This window comes from Paenibacillus sp. sgz302115 (genome assembly GCF_056120445.1).
In genome coordinates this window covers 515,310-531,800 of sequence record NZ_JBVYOK010000001.1, presented here as the reverse complement: position 1 = coordinate 531,800, position 16,491 = coordinate 515,310, and the positions used below count along the sequence as shown (strand labels likewise).

General features: G+C 46.2%; 16 protein-coding genes and 1 pseudogene. 5 read left to right on the top strand and 12 right to left on the bottom strand.

Features of this window, described 5'->3' with window-relative positions; all coding sequences use genetic code 11:
- Positions 1-45: 45 nt before the first annotated feature.
- The 4 genes from narI to AC0LWN_RS02375 are packed head-to-tail and all read right to left on the bottom strand — an operon-like array spanning position 46 to position 6,526.
- Positions 46-735, bottom strand: coding sequence for a respiratory nitrate reductase subunit gamma (gene narI, locus AC0LWN_RS02390; RefSeq protein ID WP_474663035.1), 690 nt, complete (start codon positions 733-735; stop codon positions 46-48).
- Positions 735-1,298 (bottom strand): nitrate reductase molybdenum cofactor assembly chaperone, encoded by a 564-nt coding sequence (gene narJ / locus AC0LWN_RS02385; protein ID WP_474663566.1) that lies wholly within the window; start codon positions 1,296-1,298, stop codon positions 735-737. Before narJ ends, narI begins: the two co-directional genes overlap by 1 nt.
- Complete coding sequence (gene narH / locus AC0LWN_RS02380; protein WP_474663034.1) at positions 1,291-2,862, bottom strand: nitrate reductase subunit beta; 1,572 nt, start codon at positions 2,860-2,862, stop codon at positions 1,291-1,293. The genes narJ and narH overlap by 8 nt, the downstream gene beginning before the upstream one ends.
- The gene (locus AC0LWN_RS02375) at positions 2,852-6,526 is read right to left on the bottom strand and encodes a nitrate reductase subunit alpha (RefSeq protein WP_474663033.1); all 3,675 of its coding nucleotides are present in this window, start codon (positions 6,524-6,526) and stop codon (positions 2,852-2,854) included. The genes narH and AC0LWN_RS02375 overlap by 11 nt, the downstream gene beginning before the upstream one ends.
- A gap of 286 nt (positions 6,527-6,812) precedes the next feature.
- Between AC0LWN_RS02375 and AC0LWN_RS02370 the strand changes: the two genes are divergently transcribed.
- Positions 6,813-7,232, top strand: coding sequence for a hemerythrin domain-containing protein (locus tag AC0LWN_RS02370; protein ID WP_474663032.1), 420 nt, complete (start codon positions 6,813-6,815; stop codon positions 7,230-7,232).
- A gap of 13 nt (positions 7,233-7,245) precedes the next feature.
- Here AC0LWN_RS02370 and AC0LWN_RS02365 read toward each other — a convergent pair.
- Positions 7,246-7,671, bottom strand: a pseudogene (locus tag AC0LWN_RS02365) (RrF2 family transcriptional regulator); the annotation flags it as partial.
- 152 nt (positions 7,672-7,823) lie between these two features.
- Between AC0LWN_RS02365 and hmpA the strand changes: the two are divergent.
- Together hmpA and AC0LWN_RS02355 are read left to right on the top strand one after the other, a co-directional pair.
- Positions 7,824-9,005: an NO-inducible flavohemoprotein gene (gene hmpA, locus AC0LWN_RS02360; RefSeq protein WP_474663565.1), complete on the top strand. Its 1,182-nt coding sequence runs from the start codon at positions 7,824-7,826 to the stop codon at positions 9,003-9,005.
- A gap of 101 nt (positions 9,006-9,106) precedes the next feature.
- Positions 9,107-9,274 (top strand): hypothetical protein, encoded by a 168-nt coding sequence (locus AC0LWN_RS02355; protein WP_474663031.1) that lies wholly within the window; start codon positions 9,107-9,109, stop codon positions 9,272-9,274.
- 205 nt (positions 9,275-9,479) lie between these two features.
- Here the strand turns inward: AC0LWN_RS02355 and AC0LWN_RS02350 are convergent, their stop codons facing one another.
- From AC0LWN_RS02350 to AC0LWN_RS02340, 3 genes are all read right to left on the bottom strand, one after another.
- Positions 9,480-10,532 (bottom strand): zinc-dependent alcohol dehydrogenase, encoded by a 1,053-nt coding sequence (locus tag AC0LWN_RS02350; RefSeq protein WP_474663030.1) that lies wholly within the window; start codon positions 10,530-10,532, stop codon positions 9,480-9,482.
- Positions 10,533-10,612: 80 nt separating this feature from the next.
- Positions 10,613-10,999, bottom strand: a complete 387-nt coding sequence (locus AC0LWN_RS02345; RefSeq protein WP_474663029.1) for a DUF2255 family protein — start codon at positions 10,997-10,999, stop codon at positions 10,613-10,615.
- A gap of 119 nt (positions 11,000-11,118) precedes the next feature.
- On the bottom strand, positions 11,119-11,982 hold the full coding sequence (locus AC0LWN_RS02340) for an aldo/keto reductase (RefSeq protein ID WP_474663028.1): 864 nt from the start codon (positions 11,980-11,982) through the stop codon (positions 11,119-11,121).
- A 303-nt stretch (positions 11,983-12,285) separates the two neighbouring features.
- Here AC0LWN_RS02340 and AC0LWN_RS02335 point away from each other — a divergent pair, with 303 nt between their 5' ends.
- Together AC0LWN_RS02335 and AC0LWN_RS02330 are read left to right on the top strand one after the other, a co-directional pair.
- Entirely contained in the window at positions 12,286-12,837 is a 552-nt protein-coding gene (locus AC0LWN_RS02335; protein WP_474663027.1) for a TetR/AcrR family transcriptional regulator, read from the top strand.
- A 323-nt stretch (positions 12,838-13,160) separates the two neighbouring features.
- Positions 13,161-13,571, top strand: a complete 411-nt coding sequence (locus tag AC0LWN_RS02330; RefSeq protein WP_474663564.1) for a flavin reductase family protein — start codon at positions 13,161-13,163, stop codon at positions 13,569-13,571.
- Between the two features lie 46 nt (positions 13,572-13,617).
- On the opposite strand, the gene AC0LWN_RS02325 is transcribed toward AC0LWN_RS02330, so the two are convergent.
- From AC0LWN_RS02325 to AC0LWN_RS02310, 4 genes are all read right to left on the bottom strand, one after another.
- A complete protein-coding gene (locus tag AC0LWN_RS02325; RefSeq protein ID WP_474663026.1) occupies positions 13,618-14,847 on the bottom strand; it encodes an MFS transporter in 1,230 nt (409 codons plus the stop codon).
- A 155-nt stretch (positions 14,848-15,002) separates the two neighbouring features.
- On the bottom strand, positions 15,003-15,476 hold the full coding sequence (locus tag AC0LWN_RS02320; protein ID WP_474663025.1) for a MarR family transcriptional regulator: 474 nt from the start codon (positions 15,474-15,476) through the stop codon (positions 15,003-15,005).
- Positions 15,473-15,697: a GrpB family protein gene (locus AC0LWN_RS02315; RefSeq protein WP_474663024.1), complete on the bottom strand. Its 225-nt coding sequence runs from the start codon at positions 15,695-15,697 to the stop codon at positions 15,473-15,475. The genes AC0LWN_RS02320 and AC0LWN_RS02315 overlap by 4 nt, the downstream gene beginning before the upstream one ends.
- A 204-nt stretch (positions 15,698-15,901) precedes the next feature.
- Positions 15,902-16,489, bottom strand: coding sequence for a sugar O-acetyltransferase (locus tag AC0LWN_RS02310; RefSeq protein WP_474663563.1), 588 nt, complete (start codon positions 16,487-16,489; stop codon positions 15,902-15,904).
- Between the last annotated feature and the right edge of the window lie 2 nt (positions 16,490-16,491).

Below are 16,491 nucleotides of genomic sequence, written 5' to 3'. Positions count from 1 at the left end.
TTTCTCTCCTAAATTGAACAGGAAAGAAGATCACGCTTGCTTTCCTTAATTCAATTTTTTATTTCTTCTGTATAGAATATAACTTCTGCCTACATAATTCAACGGAACACTCCAGACATGGACCAGCCGTGTGAACGGCCAAAAGGCGAAGATGGCAAAGCCCGAAAGAATGTGCACCTTGAAGGAAAACGGCACATCGCCCATGAGTGACGGATCGGGTCTGAACATGAACAGGCCCCGGAACCAGACGGAAATGGTCTCCCGGTAATCAAATTCAGGCTGCACGGCGTTGGTTACTACTGTGGAATACATCCCCATGAAGACGATGAAAAGCAGCAGTGCATTGACAATCAAATCGGAGGCGCTGCTGAGCCGGCGGACGTTCTTGATCGTAAACCGGCGGGAGGTGAGGATAATCATGCCCAGCAGTGTTGCCACGCCAAAAAAGCTGCCAATGTAAACTGCGCCAATGTGGTAGAGATGATCATTTACACCTACCGCCTCCAGCCATGTCTTCGGAACCACAAGACCGCCGATATGGCCGAAAATGACCGGAATGATTCCAAGGTGGAATAAGATACTTCCATATTTCAGCTGCTTCTTCTCGATGAATTCACTGGATTTAGCGGTCCAGTTGAACTGGTCCTTACGGTAGCGGAAAATATGTCCAACGATAAAGACTGCCAAACAAATGTAAGGGAAAATAACCCATAAGAACTGACCAGACATATTCATTAACTAATGGCCTCCTGCCCTGCACAAGCTTTAAATGTTTCACGGAGTCCCTTCACCAGGTGGTAATAAGGACTTTGATTTTTCTCCAGCGCCTTGAGCAGATGATAGGTGCCATCCTCAAGGATCGCAATCAGCATCCGGAAATTCTCGGGAGCTCCCGGGACTTCAAGCCATTCGGCGGCATACAGAAATTCGCACATAAGCGGAAGATAGTCGGGCAATTCGCCTTCCGGCATTTCCAGCCCAAACATTTCGTACAGAAGCTTCAGCTTGGCGAGCATCTGCCCCCTCTCTTTGGCCTCCTCAAATTTAAAAAAGGTCATATACAGCGCGCAGTCTTTCTGGAAATCAAAAGTGGCCGCATAGCTCTCCTGGATCTCATCCAGACTGAAGGTCTGCATGACTGACCAGTAGGTGTGCACATGGGCATAACCCGGATGCCCGCTGCCGAACGCCTCTTCCAGAAAAGCCGGATGAAAATCCAGCTTCTCCGGGTACATGAGCTGCAGGGCGAAATATCTGAAGGACGATTTGTAATTGTGAAGTTTGGTCAGATCAATCACGCCAAATCCCTCCATAGAAGTTTTCTTCATACATTTCCTTGCCGGACTTCATTGCGGTTCCGGTAGAGCTGACCGGACCGCAGCCGTCACAACCGGAGCCTGAGCCCATATCGCCCATGATATGTCCGAATCCGGTGGAGCCTTGCGCACGGTAAGGATTCATATGCTGTTCCTTGTGGGAAGTCGGGATTACAAAACGGTCTTCATATTTGGCGATGGCGAGCAGCCGGTACATTTGCTCCGTCTGCTCTGCGGTCATGCCCACACGTTCAAGCCGGCTAAGATCGAACTCCTGTCCTGCGGATTTGGCGCGCATGTAGGAGCGCATCATTGCCATCCGCTGCAAGGCTTCTTTTACCGTACCCGTATCCCCTGCAGTCAGCATGTTCGCCAGGTACTGGATCGGCGTCCGCATTTCTTCGATGGCCGGGAAAATCATATCCGGGTTCTTTAGCGAATCTTTGCCTTCAAAGTAATTCATGATCGGGCTAAGCGGCGGCACATACCATACCATCGGCAGCGTGCGGTATTCCGGATGAAGCGGGAATGCCAGCTTATGCTCGATGGCAAGCTTGTAGACCGGGGAGTTCTGCGCAGCCTCCAGCCAGTCTTCCGAAATGCCGTCTTTTCTTGCCTGAGCAATCACTTCCGGATCATGCGGATTCATAAACAGATCGCATTGTGCTTTATATAGATCTTTTTCGTCCGGAGTTGAAGCGGCGTCAAGGACTTTGTCGGCGTCGTACAGGAGAACGCCTAAATAGCGAATCCGGCCGGTGCAAGTCTCGGAGCAGACCGTCGGCAAGCCCGCTTCCACACGCGGGAAGCAGAAGGTGCATTTCTCTGCTTTGTTGGTCTGCCAGTTGAAGTACACCTTCTTGTAGGGGCAGCCTGTCATGCAATATCGCCAGCCGCGGCAAGCCTCCTGATCGACAAGCACAATTCCGTCCTCGTCCCGTTTGTACATCGCACCGGAAGGACAGGAGGCCACACAGCTCGGATTAAGGCAGTGCTCACAGAGTCTGGGCAGGTACATCATAAAGGATTTCTCAAAATTGAATTTGATCTCTTCCTCAATCTTCTGGATGTTCGGATCAAGCGGTCCGGTTACATGTGCGCCAGCCAGATCATCCTCCCAGTTCGGCCCCCATTCCAGATCCATCTTCTCGCCCGTCACCGCAGAATGAGCCCGGGCGACCGGGGAATGCTTCTGTTCGCCTGCATTCGTCAGATGCTCGTAGTTGTATGTCCACGGCTCGTAATAATCCTTCATTTCCGGCATGTCGGGATTGTAGAAGATTTTTCCAAGTGCGATCTTGGACAGCTTGTTGCCGGATTTCAGTTCAAGCTTGCCTTTGCGAAGCTGCCAGCCGCCCTTGTAGAGCTCCTGGTCTTCCCAACGCTTCGGATATCCGATTCCGGGTTTAGTTTCGACGTTGTTGAACCACATATATTCCGCGCCTTTGCGGTTAGTCCAGGTCGTCTTGCAGGTCACACTGCAGGTGTGGCAGCCGATGCATTTATCCAGATTCATTACCATTGCTACTTGTGCTTTAATTTTCAAGCCAGTTGACCTCCTTCATTTTGCGTACGGCTACGTAGACATCCCGTTGGTTGCCGATGGGACCATAGTAGTTGAAGCCGTAACTGAGCTGTGCATACCCGCCGACCATCTGCGTAGGCTTAAGATGAATTCGTGTAGGCGCATTATGGCTTCCGCCGCGTGTGTCTGTGATTTCGGAGCCAGGTACTTGAATATGCTTGTCCTGAGCATGGTACATGAACATGGTGCCTCTCGGCATCCGGTGGCTGACGACTGCGCGTGCCGTTACGACACCGTTGCGGTTGTACACTTCGAGCCAGTCGTTATCGGAAATGCTGTGCGCTTCCGCATCCTCGTTGTTGATCCACACCGTTGGACCGCCACGGAACAGCGTCAGCATATGCTGGTTGTCCTGGTAAGTGGAGTGGATATTCCACTTGCCATGCGGTGTTAAATATCTTAATACAAGCGTATCCAGTCCGCCCTTCACTTCCTTGTCGGAAGTTCCGAAGACCATAGGCGGCAAGGTTGGCTTATAGACAGGCAGCGATTCTCCATACTGCAGGAAGATCTCATGGTCAATATAGAAATGCTGTCTTCCTGTCAGCGTGCGGAAAGGAACGAGCCGTTCGATATTCGTTGTGAATGGCGAATAGCGGCGGCCTTGCTTGTTCGAGCCGCTGAATACCGGTGTCGGAATCACTTCCCGCGGCTGTGCGGTGATGCTCTGGAAGGTGATTTTCTCTGCCGCCCGGTCAGCCGAAATATCTCTTAGCTCAACGCCCGAATCCTTTTCCGCTTGCGCATATGCCTTCTGGGATACCCGGCCATTGGTGGCTGAAGACAAATGAAGAATGGTATCTGCCACCTGGCGGGCAGTTTGCAGCTTCGGCAGACCGTTTTTGATTGACTCATCGGTATACACTCCGCTAATCCGCTTCAGTTCCTCGTATTCTTCGGCTACGGAGAAGCTGATACCGTGCGCACCTGCTTTGCCTGTTGCAAGGTTAGGCCCAAGCGAGCTGTATTTGTCATGAATTTTGGTATAGTCGCGCTCCACGATGCTTAGATTTGGCATTGTTTTGCCCGGAATGGCTTCAATTTCTCCCTTGGCCCAGTCTTTGACAAGGCCCATAGGCTGTGAAATCTCACTAATTGAGTCATGGCCCAGCGGTGAGGCAACAAGATCTTTATAGACCCCAGGCAGATGCGATTTCGCCATTTCGGAGAAAACCTCCGCAAGCTGGCGGTAAATATCCCAGTCCGAACGCGATTCCCACAGCGGATTAACTGCCGGGTTGAACGGGTGCACAAACGGGTGCATGTCTGTTGAGGACAGGTCTGTTTTCTCATACCAGGTAGCCGCAGGCAAAACAATGTCTGCATACAGCGGTGTTGTAGTCATCCGGAAATCGAGCGCGACCATCAGGTCGAGTTTGCCTTCTACATCTTCCCTCCAGATGATCTCCTCCGGCTTCTGCTCTTCATTCGGCTGGGCAAGCAGCCCATCGGAAGCTCCAAGCAAATGCTTCATGAAATACTCCTGCCCCTTGGCGGAGCTTGAAATCAGGTTCGAGCGCCAGATAAACAGTGAACGCGGGAAATTCTCCGGTGCGCCGGGGTCTTCAACCGCAAAGCGGGTTGTCCGCGACTTGATCTCTTCCAGGGTGTGGCTGATAATCTCCGGATTGGACTTCTTCCCCTGCTGCGCAGCTTCTTCAGCAAATAGCAGACTGTTCTTGTTGAACTGCGGGAAGGAAGGCAGCCAGCCGAGACGCGCAGCAAGCACGTTATAGTCAGCCGGATGCTGATAGGCTACATCCCCGCCCGTCGGCGATTTCAGTGAATCGGTGCCGCTCTCCTCGTAACGCCACTGTTCTGTGGCAAAATAGAAAAACGATGTGGCATTCTGCTGCCGGGCAGCACCTTGCCAGTCCTTGGCGAACGCGACGGTTGACCAGCCTTCGATCGGACGGCATTTCTCTTGACCGACGTAATGCGCCCAGCCTCCGCCATTCACACCTTGGGAAGCGGTTAGAACGACCAGATTCAGGATGGAACGGTAGATGGTATCACTGTTGAACCAGTGATTGATCCCTGCGCCCATGATAATCATCGAGCGTCCGCCTGTATCTATTGCGTTCTGGGCAAATTCACGGGCAATCTGAACTACAACACTAGGTTTCACACTCGTAATCTTCTCTTGCCAGGCAGGCGTGTAATGAGAGGATTCATCATAGTAGTCCTTGGCATTAAGCGGGCTGTCTGTACGTGCGATGCCATACTGGCTCATCATCAAGTCATAGACAGTGGCGACAAGCCGTTCTGTACCGTCCGCCAGACGTACTTTTTTGACCGGAATCATCCGTTTAAAAGTGCCATTTCCCGAATTATCGAAGTACGGGAACACGATTTCTGCCCACTCTTCGCCGTGGCCTTCAATGCTCAGCGCCGGCTCCACTTTGCTTCCATCTTCCCGCTCAAGTATCAGGTTCCAATCTTTGCCCTGCTCCCACCGCTGCCCCATGGTGCCATTAGGAACAATCATTTCACCGGCTGACTCGTCAAAAATTACAGGCTTCCAGTCGGAATGCTCCGAGGTGTCGCCGAGATCGCTTGACCGGAGGAAACGGCCGCCTTTAAGCGCATCTTCGTGCGGGTCCAGCAAAATCAGAAAAGGCATGTCTGTGAATTGCTTGGCATAATCAAGGAACATCGGTTCTTGACGCTCCATGTAGAACTCATTCAGGATTACATGTGTCATGGCCTGGGCGAGCGCAGCGTCAGTCCCGGGATTTGGCGCCAGCCAGTTGTCGGCAAATTTGACATTCTCCGCAAGGTCCGGTGCCACCGATACAACTTTGGTTCCTTTATAGCGCACTTCCGTCATGAAGTGTGCATCCGGTGTCCGGGTAAGCGGCACATTGGACCCCCACATGATCAGGTAGCCGGCATTGTACCAGTCGGAGGATTCGGGAACATCCGTCTGCTCACCCCAAATTTGCGGAGAAGCCGGAGGAAGATCGGCGTACCAGTCATAGAAGCTCAGCATTTGTCCGCCCAGAAGCGATATGAAGCGCGCGCCTGAAGCATAACTGATCATTGACATTGCCGGAATGGGAGTGAAGCCGGCGATCCGGTCGGGACCGTATTTTCTGATCGTATAGATGAGCTGTGCTGAAATAAGGTGCAGTACATCGTCCCACGCCACACGAATATGACCGCCTTTGCCGCGGGCCTTCTTGTACTGGCTAGCCTTCTCAGGATCTTCTACAATGCTGGCCCAGGCGTCAATGTAATTGCTGTGCTGGGACAGGGCTGTTTGCCATAACCGCCACAGCTTCCCGCGAATATAGGAGAATTTCACCCGCAGAGGACTGTACTCGTACCATGAAAATGTGGCTCCGCGGGGACAGCCGCGCGGTTCAAACTCAGGCATATCCGGTCCGCAGGAAGGATAATCAATCTGCTGGTTCTCCCAGGTAATGATGCCGTTCTTCACGAACACCTTCCAACTGCAGGAGCCTGTGCAATTGACTCCGTGTGTGGTGCGGACTACTTTATCATGTGACCAGCGCTGGCGGTACATGTTCTCCCAATCCCGGTTCTTCTCTTCGAGAATGGACCAGTTCCTGGAATAGCTTTCGATTGGTTTAAAGAAATTAAGGCCGTATTTTTTCTTCATCTGAGACGAACACTCCTTTACAGCATTCAATTAATACCATTATGTATCTGCGGCGCCATACTTCCCATTAGGGAATGTCCTATTGAGCAGCGGGAATTCCCTCGATTCTTAGTCAAAGCAAAAAAGCCTTCCTCACTGTGAGAAAAGCTGATCTTAAACGCTGCCGAAGCGCGGGAATTTGATGCTGTAAGGGACTTCCCTCTTTTATATCGGGTAGAAGCCTTACCGGGAATTTCACTACTTTCTTGTGTGCTATACTGAACAAAAAACGAGAGGATGAAGCTATATGTCAGGACCTTCATTACGCCAGTTGCACGCCCATCATGCGATTCATCAGGGAGGGCTATCCGGTGCTGCCGCCAAAACCGAAGAGATAGAAGAGCTTCTGAAAGTGAACGAATTCGAAGTGACCCGCCAAGCGGCCGACCATTTGATTGAGTACTGGGAAACGCGGATTCTTAGTCACGCCGATGCTGAAGAAGAAGGCTTCTATCAGGAAGTCGCTGAGAAAAATCCTCATCTGCAAGATGCAATTACCCGTTTATCTCGCGATCATGAACTGTTGAGAATCATAGTAAGAGATGTTAAGACAGCGCTTGGTACTGAAGGCCTTACTCCTTCGGTGATTCGGCAGTTCTACGCGCTGCTGGTTCTGAACTCCGTTCATAGCCGGGATGAAGAACGTCTGTTGTTTGGGGAGTCATAATCCTATCCTGCTGCAGAACAGCCCGCAAATCATCTTTGTTGCTCAATAAATCTTGCAGTGTGTATTCATCCAGCACCTGCAGATAGGCTTGAAGCGCTTTGCCAAGCGCTCCTTTAAGTCCACACACCGGGGAGATCGGACAGCTGCCGCCTGAAGGATTGAAGCATTCGACAAGATAGAAATCGTCCTCCATCCGGCGCACGACCTCCCCGATATTAATCTCTTCAGGTGCAAGGGCAAGCCGTACCCCTCCTCCCCGCCCTCTTACCGTTTCAATATATCCCGCCTTGCCTAGTTCGTGCGAGACCTTCATCAAATGGTTTTTGGAGATATGGTATGCGTTCGAAATGTCTTGTATGGTTGATAATTCAGATAGCTCTTTGGCTCCAAGATATAGGAGAATTCGTAAAGAAAAATCCGTGTACAACGTAAGTCTCATGTTTTTCTCCAATCGACATGCATAGTAAGTGATATTTATTACAAATAATATCATATATATTGTCCAAATTGTTAAAGTGGTATTTTAGATATATCTTTTAATTTAAAATCAGTATATATTAATTTTGTACTAATTGAGAGGAGTGGATCGTTATTTTATCACAGCAAACCAGGGACATTGTCAAATCCACAGTACCCGTCTTGGCAGAACATGGCACAACCATTACATCGGTGTTTTACCGGAATATGTTCGCCGCCCATCCTGAGCTACTTAATGTATTTAACCATGCCAACCAGGCACAAGGCCGTCAGCAGGCAGCACTTGCGAATGCGGTGTATGCAGCGGCAGTCCATATTGACAACCTCGAGAATATTCTGCCTGCAGTGGTTCAGATCGCACACAAGCATGTCAGTCTTGGCATTAAGCCGGAGCAATACCCGATCGTCGGCGAATTTTTGCTGAAAGCGATTAAGGAAGTGCTGGGTGATGCCGCAACGGATGACATTCTTAAGGCTTGGGAAGAAGCATATGGTGTCATCGCAGCTGCCTTTATCGGCGTTGAAGACAGCATGTATAAGGAAGCGCGGGAACAGGACAATGGCTGGAACTTCTTCAAGCCGTTCACTGTAGTGAGCAAAGTGCAAGAGAGCGACAATATTACATCGTTTTATCTGAAACCGTCTGACGGCTCCAATGTGCCGGACTACAAGCCAGGCCAGTATATCTCTGTGCGTGTTTTGATCCCGGGTGAGAAATACACAATGATCCGCCAGTACAGCCTTTCACAAGCGCCAAAAGCGGATGAATTCCGCATTTCCGTAAAACGCGAAGCAGATAATGATCCGAATGGTGTTGTCTCGCTGTATCTTCATGAGCAGGTGGCTGAAGGAGATACTGTTGAAGTTAGCGCTCCAGCCGGTGAATTTTTGCTTGATGCTTCCAAAACAACACCGGTAGCCTTTATCTCTGGTGGCGTAGGCATAACGCCGATGATGAGCATGCTCGAAACCGTGTCGTCAACCACGCCGGACCGGCCGACTGTATTTCTGCATTCTGCGCGGAATGAAGCGCTCTCCGCTTTCGGTGCGGATATTGAGAAATATGCTGCGGCTATGAGCAACGTCAAGACCAAAACCTTCTATTCCAGCGGTCCCGATGGCATAATTACAGGCGAAGTCCTGAAAGCATATGTGGACATTTCCGGTGATGCGTATGTTTGCGGTCCGGTACCTTTTATGGAAGCCATGATCCGGGAATTACACGCCCTAGGAATGAAGGAAGAACAAATCCACTATGAGTTTTTTGGCCCGTCCTTGCAACTGGATAGCAACTAGGCATGTGCGTCAAATCACTCAGGCTCCTTACCCGCTGCGTTATGCTTTCTGTATTGAAACTGCCACTTGATGGTAAGTAAGATTTTCAGGAGGATTGCATAATGGATAAGGTAGCTGTGGATTATGAGAAAATGTATTACGGATTTCCGGTGATTTTGGTGAGCTTTTACGATGCCGATGGGCGTCCGAATGTAACTACAATCTCTTCTTCGTACAGGGGTATCACCAGCAATACGCGGATTTACAACGTTAAGGAAATACAAATATAAAAAGCCTAATTTCTCAGGTGTTATAGGTGAGAAATTAGGCTTTAGTTACTTCAGAAATGCACCCGTTTGCGGTATAATTTTTTAGCTATTTTTATTATTATATAAACTATTTTTAATCCTCACGAGGTAAGATTTTTACGGTTGCACTTACAGGTCCTTCCCTTAACATAAAGGACAAGTTTGAAACAACGTTCATCCTATCGATTCACATTTTAATGACTGTCTTCAGGAGTGGATCATTCGGATTAATCTGCCGCTCCATTGCATTCTGTAACTCGTCTAGTGGAAGGATATCAGTTACATACTTCTGCGGATCGATCACTCCGCTGGCAATCAAATCAATGGTTTCTTCGAATTCCACTCTTGTACAGGATACACTTCCAATCAGCTGTATCTCCTGAAGGACGGCTCGGTTCATGGAAAATGAGACTTTAGGATCGATAGAATTTCCGATCATTAGTACTTTTCCGCCCGGTTTCACCGCGTCGATGCATGTGTCCAGTGTATCGCCCAGACCAACGGCCTCAAAGGCAATGTCAAATCCACCATCAGATGCCTGCTTGAGAATCTCAGCCTGATTCGGATTATTTCCATCGAAGTAATCATCAAATACACCGAATTCCCTGGCTTTTTCTATTTTAATATCGTTTACCTTAGACACTGCTACATACGAGGCGCCGGCTTTCTTAGCAAGTTCTCCGATAAAATGTCCGATGATTCCGGTTCCTACGACCAGCACCTTATCATGAAGCTTGATGCCGGACTTCTTTACTGCATGGTAAGCGACCATCAGCGGATCAATGAGACTTGCTGCCAGATCCGTTACGCTGTCCGGAAGCAGATAAGCATTGGACTCTCTGCCCACAAACTTCTCTGCATAGGCTCCATTACAGACAAATCCAATATAGTTCGTACCGTTTACCTCTCTGCACAGATGTTCCTGACCTCCCATGCACATGTCGCATTTACCGCAATACAGATTTGCCCAGAAAGTCACACGGTCACCAGTCTTAAATCGCTTGCTATCGCCTGGGTTTGTGACTGTACCGCAGAACTCATGCCCCATAACAAAATCGGAGTCTCCCTGTTCACCCCAGCCCTGTCCGACCTTCCACATATGGATGTCGCTTCCGCAGACACCGCATGCATTCACATCAATTTCCAGCATGCCTGGTTTCATTTCCGGTGCTGGAATACTCTTTATCTCAATTTTCTTCGGACCTGTCAGCACGGCGGCCTTCATCATTTTTACAGTCATCAATATGTCCTCCCTTGTTTTTACTTCTGATTAGGTAAATCATTACTTATTCGGCTATGAATCATTCAGGGTAAACTATTTTAATCCTCACGAGGTAAGATTTTTACGGTTGCACTTACAGGTCCTTTGCTTAACATAGCTGAAAGATACATATTATTACCGTATTTGTCTTTGTAAGCTTCATCAATTTTTTCAGTTAATGCAGCATCCGTATCCAAAGGCTGGAATGTAACCTTGTACTCCTCATCATTTAATTTTATCTTTCCAGCTTTTTGTTGAACAGCGGATTTATACCACCTTGAATTAAGACCGTTATAAGCTCTGACATATAGATTATTATCTACAACAACAGACCAAATCCAAGTTGGTGTCCCCGGAGTTTTACCGTCACTGTAAAAGGGTGATATATACATATCATCAGCCTTTGAAAAAGCATCAATTTGTTCTTGGCTCCAATTGATTTGCATAGCTTTCACCTCCTATTTTTTAACAGTTGATCCATAATTCACTTTATAACGTAACCAAACTGCATTTCCCCTCAATTTTCGCACCTTAGACTCAACATGAAGTAATACAAATACCTTGTTTATTTTAATTTCCCGCCAAATACCGGGAAGAAACTATGCTCACCGTAATCCTGGATGTGCCCCACATTCTTCAAAGTCTCCATATCTGCATCTTGAATAACAAAATCAAGGTCTGCATTGTTTCTCATGTGATCCGGATTTGCCGTCTTAGGAATTACTACAAGACCTAGCTGTAAGCAATAACGTAGGCAAAGTTGGGCAATAGATACCCCGTACTTATCAGCTATTACTTTCATCCCTGCATGATCAAGGACTGCACCGTGAGCAATTGGTGAATATGCCTCTACCAGAATGTCATTTTTCTGGCAAAATTCAATCAACTCGAAGGGGGTATTACTCACATGTGCCAATATTTGATTTATCATGGGCTTGATTTCACAACTTGAATGAATATTTTCTATATCATCCTGAAGGAAGTTAGAAAGACCGATTGCCTTTACCTTGCCTGTCTTATAAGCACCCTCCATTGCTGACCATACTTCTTTGTTTTCCTCGAAGTAACGGTTCTCCTCACGGAACTCCTTCCAAGGCTGTGGGCTGTGGATAATCAGAAGGTCAATGTAATCCAGTCCCATCTTTGCTAAAGACTCATCAATGGACTGCGTAACTGCATCGTAGGTCTTTGCTTCTGCAGCAACCTTAGTCGTGATGAAAAGTTCTTCTCTAGCGACACCGCAGGAACGGATTCCTTCGCCTACACCAGTTTCATTTATATAAGCCTGAGCCGTATCAATATGACGATATCCGATAGATACCGCATCACGGACTGCCTGTGCTGTCTGTGCATCGTCAAGTAGCCATGTACCAAGACCTAACTTTGGAATTTCAATACCATTTGATAATTTGTAAGTTTCATTAAACATGTTTTTGTCTCCTTTGCATTGTTATATTATTTGTAGTGCTTTGTCTTATATAGTTGGTCTTCTCATTTCTTATTAGGAATTTCTTCAATTTAACCCTCTGAATGATTTTATTTCATTTCTATTATTCCAAGAGTGCTAAACTAAATTCACTTAATAAATCAATATTGATTGATTAATCAACATCTGTTTATAATTATAAATGGATTAAAGTTGCGTTCAATAGTTAAATTAACGCAATTCGTTGATTACTCAACACATCAATAAAAATTGTTGAATTTATTTAGATAAAATGAGGGAAAATAAATGCCTAAAGTGGATAGAAGAATAACCAAAAGCCAAGAAGCTATCAAAAAAGCTGTTATCGAACTGATGTCTGATAAAAATTTTGATGATATTACCATTCAGGATATTGCTGACCGGGCAAATGTTAACCGAGGAACCATTTATCTTCATTACTCAGATAAGTTTGATTTACTGGATAAAATCATTGAAGAACATATTAATGAACTAAAGGTAATGTGCGAATCAGCAGCTGAAATGGATTTAGATTTTGTAGAATCGAATGTAGGCTGGTTCGAATACTTTGAGAGCAACTATTCATTCTTTTCAACGTTGTTAGCAAGTAGTAAAGCATCTTTTTTTCGTAGTCGGTTCCAAGAGCTTCTCATCGAAGAAATGAAAAATGATATTGACACAACAAAAGGGATAAATCGAGAATTGAATGAAGAGGTAATACTTCAATTTATTGTTACATCTTTTGTAGGAATTGCGGAATGGTGGATCACAAAAGGGATGCCTTACCCGCCTCGTGTTATAGCAATACAACTAGGGATTTTGATAGACAGAAATCTCTAAGTTTCCCCAAATGCTATTTCAATAGTTAAACAGTTAGTGATAACAAAACATGTAATGTGGACTGTAACTTATCAGGTGACGAGTGGTCTGAGATGAAGATGATTGTAACTGAAGTGTCTGAAAGATGAGAAAGGGATAGTTTCGATGATGGTTAAAGTAAAAGTTGGTAATAAAGCTAGGTAATATTCGCAACTAATTATAAACACTTTATAAACTTGTTAAAAAAGTCAATCTCTCCATATAAACTCGGCTTTTTGTTTTCGAATTTCCTTAACGTACAAAATTTCCATTATGTTGGCGGTACCCCGTACACGTTGAAGGATATGATGGTCCTTGGCTTCAGCAGCAAGGGATATGCCATCAATCAGATAAAAGAGGTTCGTGATTTCATCGTCAATGTGCCTGACCGTTCTCTGGTAGAAGCAATCAGCTATTGCGGAGCGCATTCCGGATATGATCTGAACAAATTTGACAACGTCAATCTAACGCATGTTCAATCGCAGGCCGTTAATGCTCCTATGATCCGGGAATGTCCAATCGCCATTGAATGTACGCTCACGGATGTAATCGAACATGATGAGTTCAAGGGGATTACTAACATACTGGCTAAGATCAAGGGCAGATATGTTGCCAAAGAGTACCTGAACGCTGAAAACGGATTGGATTCCTCCAAATTTGACCATGTTCTCTATATCGGGGACGGCCGCCAAAAGAGCTTTAGATATTTGCAGTAGACAAATAGGGTTTCAGAGCTTATCCCTAAGTTCTGAAACCCTATTATTATGATAGCGTCCTCTTATATAAAACTGGTATTGCCGCTGCTATAAGGATCATACCCATAAAAGCGGGTGCGGCAGACCCAAGCGATACATAGATTTGACCTCCAATGATCGGCCCGATCATTCTTGCTAAAGCCTGAATAGATTGGCTGCCCCCTTGAATCCTTCCTTGTTCACCAGAATCGACAGACTTGGAGAGCATTCCGTTGAATGAAGGCCCAAAGATCGAATCACCAAACCCGAATACAAACATTCCAGCGATAAAAAGCGGATAAAATGAGAACAAAGCAGATAGCGCAATAAGACTGTAGCCTATAATCTCCGAGACCATTCCAAGAATTGCTATCTGTGTATCACTAAGTTTTATCAAAAGCTTTGGCATGATGAAACCTTGTGAAAGGATGTCTTGGACGCCCATAATTGAGAATATAAGTCCGATTAGTGTTGGCTTCCAACTGAAGGTATCCATTGTAAATTGTGATAAAACTGACTGTAAAGATCCGCCCGGTATCCAAAGCAAGAACGCTGAGACAAGCAGCCTTTTTAAGCTTTTCATGGAAAGCAGGTTTGCAAGCTGTGTAAATGGATTCAGTCTTACCAAGGTAATCTCTTTCAGTCTGCTATTCTTGTTAAGGCTCTCAGGCATAAAAAAGTATCCATACACAACATTCAATAAAGTTATTGCTGCTCCAAAATACATGGGTACAGCATAACCAAACTTGGCAAGCAATCCGCCTAGAGTCGGGCCAATGACGGTGCCTACACCTACAACCGCACTCACCCACCCGAAGTATTTGGTTCTCTGCTCTGGAGGAATGATGTCGGCAAAATATGCGAAGATCGTGCTTATGCTCCCGCCTGTTATACCTTCTATTATGCGCCCGGCAAATAGCACCCATAGAGCTCCTCCTATGCCGAAAACCAAGTACCCGATTGCGGAACCTAAAAGGCACACTAAGAGCAATGGACGACGGCCATATTTGTCGCTCAAAGCTCCAAGTACGGGAGCTGCAAAAAACACACAGACTGCATAAGATGAGGTCAGCAGCGTAACAACTATAGCTTGTTCTCCCGGATTGCTGATATAAGGCTGCACTAAGAATGGGACGACAGGTGCTATGATGCTGAAGCCTATTCCGCAAAGAAACACAGAGATAAGACCGAAGATTAAAGCGTGTGTATCTACGGTTTGTTCTGTGTTCTGTTCATGGTGTGATCTAAACTTAGACATTAAATTCTCCTTCGAAAGCTGTTATTTTGTTTCCTTGGAAACACGATTATCGTAGCGTTATTTTGTTTCCTTGTCAACAAAATAATAGCAATAAAAAAGGCAGCCTCTTCTCAATTGAGCCCGGCTGCCTGTGGTTTCATTTTCAATATTCAAATTTATTCCGTCTTAACATCTACACCCAGTTTCTTTATTTCTGCATCCAAATGCCTGCTATACTTATCCAGGAAGCTAAGCATGCTGTCAAATTGTTCATCGGTGACCTGTTCAAATACGGCCTTATCCCGCTCTTGAAATTCCTTGTGCAGGTCCTCATGGATTTTATAAATGACTTTCCCTTGCCCAGTAAGCCTAAAATAGATTTCTTTCTTGTTATCCGGCTTCTGGTAGCTCTCGATAAGGCCTTTATTTATGAGCTTCTTAGTTAGTTTACTTATGGCACCGCGAGTCATATAAAAGGACTCCGCGAGGTTTGTCACGTTGGAATCCGCATTTTTTTCGATGTATTCGATGCAATGTACTTCAGAAGACTTATAACCCCTAAGACTGTCTTCCATCTTATCCTTATTAAGCCAAACCATCTTGTTATACAAGTCCCTGAAACCCATTAAGAGCTGATCTTCTTTATTCATGGTCTGTCCTCTCCCACCCGCTCATGCAGCTTTGCTTGTTCGAGTAAATTGTATACGAAATCGGCTTTTGCAATCATTCCTTGTACAGATGTGCTTCCGAAGTGCTGTATATCAATAACGTCTTCTCCGAAAGCCTTGAAGAGATTTGCCTTTTCGCTTTGAAATATAGTATTCCACTTTTCATCGTAAGGAACCACACTTATATTTTCATCAATTTCCATCTAATATTTCACCCACTTTATTATCCCTGTTTTTACCATGCGGAACACACTGCCTATCTGAATCGTTATTAATGTATTATAACAAATTTCAAATAAGTTAGAAGCATATAGCAACGCAGCTCAGATTGCACGAAGCCAGGCGCATCTTGTTATCTGAATCTGCGGAAGCGGCAGATGCTGCATTTCGGGTAGGGTATGAAAGCGCTAGTACCTTGGGTATTTATCCTTATCCGCTTCGGTAATTTCCCTAATCACCCGGCATGGGTTGCCGGCGGCTATAACCCCTGAAGGAATGTCTCTGGTCACTACGCTCCCAGCCCCGATAACCGTATTGTCCCCTATGCTGACTCCCGGAAGAACAGACACTCCCCCGCCAATCCATACATTATTTCCTACCGTGATGGGATAAGCAATTTCCAAGCCCTGATTGCGTTGTTCTGCATCCAGCGGATGTCCGGCAGTGTAGAATCCAACATTCGGCGCAATAAACACATTGTCCCCAAATTCAATCTTAGCCGCATCCAGCATGACACAATTATGATTACAGTAGAAGTTCTCGCCAATTTCAATATTATATCCCTGGTCGCATAGAAAGGGCTGCTCAATCAGAAACTTTGTTCCGGTCTTTGCAAAAAGTTCTCTGATCATGGCCTCTCTCTCCGCTATCCTGCTTGGACGAAGGTGGTTATAGTCATAACACAGCTCTTTGGCCTGAAGACGTTCTTCCACCAGTTGTTTATCATTATTATTGTCGTACAGCAATCCTTTTTGAGCCTTTTCTTTCTCAGTCATTG